4 protein-coding genes are annotated in these 6,550 nt (G+C 41.3%); 2 read left to right on the top strand and 2 right to left on the bottom strand.

Going from position 1 to position 6,550, the window contains the following annotated elements:
* Positions 1-556, bottom strand: a 556-nt coding sequence (locus QT974_RS29015; RefSeq protein WP_333471850.1) for a DUF1350 family protein, incomplete at its 3' end; no start/stop codon positions are given.
* 258 nt (positions 557-814) lie between these two features.
* Positions 815-1,633, bottom strand: coding sequence for a hypothetical protein (locus tag QT974_RS29010; protein ID WP_333471849.1), 819 nt, complete (start codon positions 1,631-1,633; stop codon positions 815-817).
* A gap of 671 nt (positions 1,634-2,304) precedes the next feature.
* Between QT974_RS29010 and QT974_RS29005 the strand changes: the two genes are divergently transcribed.
* Both QT974_RS29005 and QT974_RS29000 read left to right on the top strand, forming a co-directional pair.
* Positions 2,305-4,509: an ATP-binding protein gene (locus tag QT974_RS29005; RefSeq protein ID WP_333471848.1), complete on the top strand. Its 2,205-nt coding sequence runs from the start codon at positions 2,305-2,307 to the stop codon at positions 4,507-4,509.
* 105 nt (positions 4,510-4,614) lie between these two features.
* On the top strand, positions 4,615-6,550 hold a 1,936-nt coding region (locus tag QT974_RS29000; protein WP_333471847.1), incomplete at its 3' end, for a histidine kinase dimerization/phospho-acceptor domain-containing protein.

Below are 6,550 nucleotides of genomic sequence, written 5' to 3'. Positions count from 1 at the left end.
ATCCATAACCATTGTATTTAATAAAATTTTGTGAATCATTTAGACTTGCTATATCGGGAGCAATTAATAAAGAGGGTTGACCTTTAATTGAAGGTGTCTCGATACTGCGATTGTAGATTAAGTTTTTAATTTGTCGGTTTTCATCTCTACCGCAACATTGATTCGCAATAGTTTGCCAATTGGTATCGCTTAAAAACTCTAAAAGAGCGATGTACTTGCATCCCAAACTGTGACCTACCCAAAAATAGCTAGCTCGGTCTTGATAAATATCCGATTCCAAACCCAATTTTTTCGCAACTTCGGTTAGTTCTTTTCTAAGTATCTCCTGTTCTTGCAATAAACTAACTGCGATCGGCCAGTGGCGAAAACTAAACCTAAATGGCAAAGCAACTATTGTATAGCCATCTGCAAACAACTCTTTTAAAAAATGTCGGTAAAATAGAGTAGGAAAAGTGCCAAAAAAAGTACCGCCTATAAATTGGATAACGCCTTTTGGCTGGGGGTGAACGGCTACCCAGCTAAAGGAAATTGGCTGAAACTTAAATACTGGTTGCATCCGAATAATCCTCATACCATTTTCGATTTCTAACGTTTGATCGTTCGGACTTCAGTCCTCAAAAAAACTCGCTCGGACTGAATTCCTCAATACAAACTAGCGGTAAGGTGCGCATTGCGCACCCTACAGACAAGAGAGCGGTAAGGTGCGCATTGCGCACCCTACATACAGTAAGGTGCGCATTGCGCACCGTACATACAAGAGAATTTAGATATTTTCTACCCTAGGGAGAAAGTTTGTGGATAATTCCCTGGTTTTCTAACAGTGAGACATTTTCACGGGAATATCTAACTTGTCCATTACGGTATTTAGCGCCTTAAAATTGGCTTCGTTTGGTTCAAGTTCAGCTAGAAGTTGTACTAGCATTTGAGCTTTTTCTGAATTATCTGCTTCCGAACTAGCTAACTCCAAATTACCGCTGCGCAACTCTTGCAAAACTGGCATAATAACTGGTGGATCGATAATAATTGGCCCACAAATTGCCGGAGGAAGCAGATTCAATGCTTTTCCGCTAGCGATCGCCAGAGTGTAATTAATTTGATCGAAGTCTAGATCCCCAACCACACCAGGAAAACCATTCGGCAAAAAAGTACCCCGAATTTCTGGATTCAGCAACACTCTGGCTCCTTCTTTGGTTGGGGGTTGGGGGCCTGGAAAGAAGCGGCGGGGGTGCAAAAACAGCGAGACATATCCCCGCACTTCTAAGGTACCCGGAGAGAGAGCTGCTGGTACAATAGGTAACAGTTCAACAGATGCTGTTTTGCCCGCAGGTATTCTGAAAAACCCGCGATATATGTTGCTAGATCCGATCTGAGTCAGAGATAAAGGGGTGTTAGTGCCTTCAACGTCAATTATTAAGCGAACATTAACGCCGTCGATCGGGATTTTATTAGGATCTGCGGGTACGGGTAAACTGACAGCAAACTCAATCCGATATCGCAAGTCGATCGCTTCGAGATTTGAGATGGTGAGAAAGTATCCTTGAACGACTCGGCGAAGCACTGGAGTCAGTTCTGGTGCTGTGGGTACTGGAGGTGCGATCGGCTTTGCTAAGAGTTCAAAAGTTGAAATTTCCATGGGTTTATCTAAGTAGGTTGTTCGAGTCCAAAAGTTTTGTTTTTGCTTTTCCCTCGCTATATCTATTGATAGCCGGGGGTACAAGTTAGTTACCAGTCGCTTTTTTTGGTGACACTCATTTGAGCTAACCCGATCGGGCTAGCTCAACCGTACGGCTTGACGGTGAATATAGAATTTGCTACGAGGGCGATCGTATTTTAGAGCAGAAGGAAAAAGTCTGTTCGGGAACGAGCAATTTAGATTTAACCGATGTACAGGTAGTTGCCATAGCTTATAATAAGTCAGTCTTGGAGGCATGATGACCGTGTATTAAGGCTTTGAGATTGGGACACGAGGGCGAACAATGACAAAAATACGCTGGTTTTACGATCGCCCAATTTTAATTTCAAACTAATCAAATTCATCAAATAAAGTAGTAAAATGCGGTATCACCTTCAAAGCAAGACAATGACCCGCTATATCACCCCACCTAGAAGCCTGCAAAATCCTGCAAATCTCCGACAAAACCCTCTCAAACTGGGACAAAGATATTGCCACATAAATTTAATCGGCTAGTTAGTTAGTTCGATCGGGCGCAAAATTACTAACAGCAGTATTTGAAAAAGCAGCGACCGGGAATTAGAAGTTGATAATATCTTCTCTATTCTTAAATCTCAATCTTAACATATAAAATGGTGTTACCTCTCTACCGAATTTTTAGCCATATTCCTCTCCGAACCGCTTTAATTGTTCCATTTATTATAGAAATTGTCGGCACAGTAGCGATAGTGGGTTATCTGTCCTTTAACAGCGGACAACAAGCCGTTAACGATGTGGCAACCAAACTGCGGAGCGAAGTTACTGCTCGCATTCAACAGCATCTCAAAACTTTTTTAGCACAGCCTAAGACAATTAATCAAATTAATTCAGACGCCATCAGCCTCGGACTTTTAAATGTCGAGAATAAACAGAGGCTAGAAGGCTATTTTTGGCAGCAAATCCAGAGGTTTGATACTGTTAGTTACATTCATTATAGTAATGAATTTGGAGAATTTATCGGGACAGGCAGGTTAGCCGATCGCACATTGAATCTGGGAATTGTAGAAAAGTCTGCTAGCGGGAAATTTTATAATTATGAAACTAATAATATTGGCGCTCGTGGCAAGTTGCTGTCAGTTACTCCCAACTTTGATCCTCGGACTCTACCTTGGTACAAAGTTGCGGCTCAAGAAGGCAAAGCTATCTGGAGTCCAATTTCTGTATGGGTAGCTCCATCTCCTAATATTAGTATAGATGCCGGTCTACCAGTTTACAAATCAGGAAAACTGGTAGGAGTTCTAGGAGTTGCTTTAGTTTTGTCTGATATTAGTGAATTTTTAAAAGAGGTAAAAGTCGGCAGATTGGGACAAACATTTATTATCGAACGCTCTGGATATATCGTTGCTTCTTCGACCGCGGAAAAACCTTTTATAGTCGCTGCTGATGGCAAGAGTTCTCAACGAATTCATGCCACAAACAGCAAAATTCCCTTAATTAGTTTGACAGCCAAGCATTTGAGCAAACAATTTAAAAATTTTAATGATATTTCAAGTGACCAACAACTTGATTTTAAAATTAATGACGATCTGCAATTTGTGCAAGTAACCCCATTCTCTGACAATCGAGGTATAGATTGGCTGATTGTTGTGGTGGTTCCACAATCAAGTTTTATGGATAAAATATATGCCAATACTCTGATTACTCTGATTTTCTGCCTGTTAGCATTAGCAGTCTCTACAATTATTGGTATCGTAACAGTTCGCTGGATTACTCAACCAATTATTGAGATCGGAAATGCTGCTACAGCCCTAGCAGATGGTCAATTTGAGTTAACAGTAGCTACCAACAGAAAAGACGAGCTGGGAGTTTTAGCAAGGACGTTCAATAGCATGGCTGCTCAACTCCAAACGGCTTTCATGAATTTGCATAAAACGAATCAAGACAATGCTGAACTCTATCTGCGAGAGCAGGAAAAATCACAACAGCTAGAACAATATCTGAAAGAATTGCAACAAGCTCAAATGCAGCTTGTTCAAAGTGAAAAAATGTCTGCTCTCGGCAACCTGATCGCAGGGGTAGGTCACGAAATTAACAATCCAGTTGGGTTTATTGGCGGGAATCTCGACCAAGCTATCATTGTTGTTGAAGATTTGATTCATCACTTACAACTCTATCAGCAAAAGTTACCAAATCCTGGAGAAGAAATAGAGGAAGATGCGGATAAAATTGAATTAAATTATATTTTAGAAGACTTACCGCAAATTCTTGCATCTATGAAAAACGGTGTCGAACGCATCCACAACATCAGTATCTCTCTCCGAACTTTTTCCCGTGCCGATACTAACTCAAAAGTTGCGACTAATATTCACGACGGAATTGACAGCACTTTGACTATTTTACAGCATCGATTGAAAGCTAACAATCAGCGTCCAGCAGTTCAAGTTATTAAAAATTATGGAAATATTCCAAGAATTAGCTGCCATTTGGGACAATTAAACCAGGTATTTATGAATCTGATCGCCAACGCGATCGATGCTTTAGATGCAGCCTGTGTTGGGCGAACTTATGCCCAATTACAAGCCGATCCAGGGCAAATTATCATTTCTAGTGAAATGTCGATCGACCTGCAAACAGTCTCAATTAGTATCAAAGATAACGGTTCTGGGATGTCTGAGTCGGTAAAATCACGGATATTCGACCATTTGTTTACTACGAAAGATGTTGGTAAGGGGACAGGATTGGGATTGGCGATCGCCAAGTCGATCGTTGAAGAAACCCATGGAGGAACTTTAGATGTAGAATCAGCCCTAGGGCTGGGTACAGAATTTATCATTCGCATTCCTACTTTGGCTGAGTAAAAAGATATTTAAGATTTGTTGATATAGCAACCAAAAATGAATTATCATAGAATTATTTATGAAGAATAAACAATTATTTCGATCGGCAATTTGGAGGTGATGGTGTTGTTCAAACGTTTAAATCATGTTTTTTATCAGACCTCTCGCCGACTTCCCTTGCGGATTGTCTTGATTGTCCCCTTTGCGATCCAAATCTTTGCTGCTGTAGGGTTAACAGGATGGCTTTCCTATCGTAACGGCCAGAAAGCTGTTAATGATGTAGCTACTCAGTTGAGGAGTGAGATTAGCGATCGCACTGAACAATACCTCAACAATTACTTCAGAGAACCTTTCATAATTAATAACCTCAATGCAGATGCCCTCGAACGCGGAGAAATAAGCCTCGATTTGAATGGAAATATCTTGCCTATACAAAAAATTTTGTGGCAACAAGTAAAAATGTTTAAGTCTGTATCTACCATTTATTTGGGTTCAGACGAGACAGGAGCAGTTATCGGGTTCGATCGCTCGCTGAAAGATGGTTCTATACAATATCTTATTGCAAATAAAGATACAAATTATTTACCCTATTCCTACAAAATCGCTCAGGATGGAACTCGTACATATTTGGTAGAGAAATCTACTAATAAATATGATGCTCGCACCCGACCTTGGTACATTGAAGCAGTAAAAAAACGACAGCCAACCTGGAGTCATATTTATCTCGCATTTGACAAAATTAAGTCCACAATTACAGCTAGCTGGCCTATTTACGATCGAAGTGGAAAGCTCCAAGGCGTGATCGGTTCCGATCTTTTTTTGGAAGACATCAGTAAGTTTCTGGCACATCTAAAGATTGGTCGCTCGGGGCAGGTTTTTATTATAGAACGCTCTGGACTATTAGTAGCGAGTCGGACTCAACAAAAGATATTCAGTTCAAGTCAGCCGAATATAGAACCACAGCGAATTAAAGCAGCCGAGAGTAGCGACCTGCTAATTAGTTCAACCGCTAAAATTTTAACCCAAAAATTTGGTAATTTAAATAATATTAAAGGTGGACAAAAACTAGATTTTAGGTTGTCTGGCGATCGCCAATTTATCCAAGTTTTGCCATTTCAAGATCCTCAAGGACTTGATTGGTTGATTGTAGTCGTGGTTCCAGAATCAGACTTCATGGAACAGATTAATACAAATACCCAGATTACAATCTTCTTGTGTTTGTTGGCCTTAGGTATCGCCACAGGATTAGGAATTATAACTGCCAATTGGATTGCCAAACCCATCCGCAGATTAAATGAAGCCAGTGAGGCGATCGCCAGCGGAGACCTCGATCGCACCGTCGAAATCAACGACATCAAAGAATTATCAGGGTTAGCGCGATCGTTCAACCAAATGGCCGCCCAACTCAAAACATCCTTCACCGTCCTCGAAGACCGCGTTACCGAACGTACACTCGAACTTCAAGACGCCAAGGAAACCGCCGACAACGCCAACGCCGCCAAAAGCGAATTCCTCGCCAACATGAGCCACGAACTCCGCACGCCCCTCAACGGTATCCTCGGCTACGCTCAAATCTTGCAACGCAACGAATCCATCGACTCTAAAGGACTTAATGGAGTTGACATTATCTACAAGTGCGGCTCCCACCTGCTCACCCTAATTAACGATATCCTTGACCTATCTAAAATCGAAGCCCGGAAATTAGAACTATATCCCAGCTCCCTACATTTCCCTTCGTTTCTGCAAGGAATTGTCGAAATCAACTCGATTCGCGCCCAACAAAAAGGAATTAGCTTCGACTTCTTCTTCGATGAAAACTTACCTATGGGAGTCATTACCGATGAAAAGCGTTTGCGTCAGGTATTGATTAATCTGTTGGGAAATGCTATTAAATTCACAGAACAGGATCAGGTGAGATTTACGGTAGAAAGAAGTGACTCGGCGAGCGATAAAAATGTAGATTATAGGGAAAATCCAGCAGCAGAAAAATCGGTTTTTAGATCCCGCATTCGCTTTGCGATCGCAGATACGGGAGTCGGCATGAGTCCCCAACAAGTAGAGA

Source organism: Microcoleus sp. BM001215392 (genome assembly GCF_036700185.1).
Classification (GTDB): domain Bacteria; phylum Cyanobacteriota; class Cyanobacteriia; order Cyanobacteriales; family Microcoleaceae; genus Microcoleus.
Note: the sequence above shows the minus strand (reverse complement) of the source record. Positions and strands in the feature narration are given on the sequence as shown.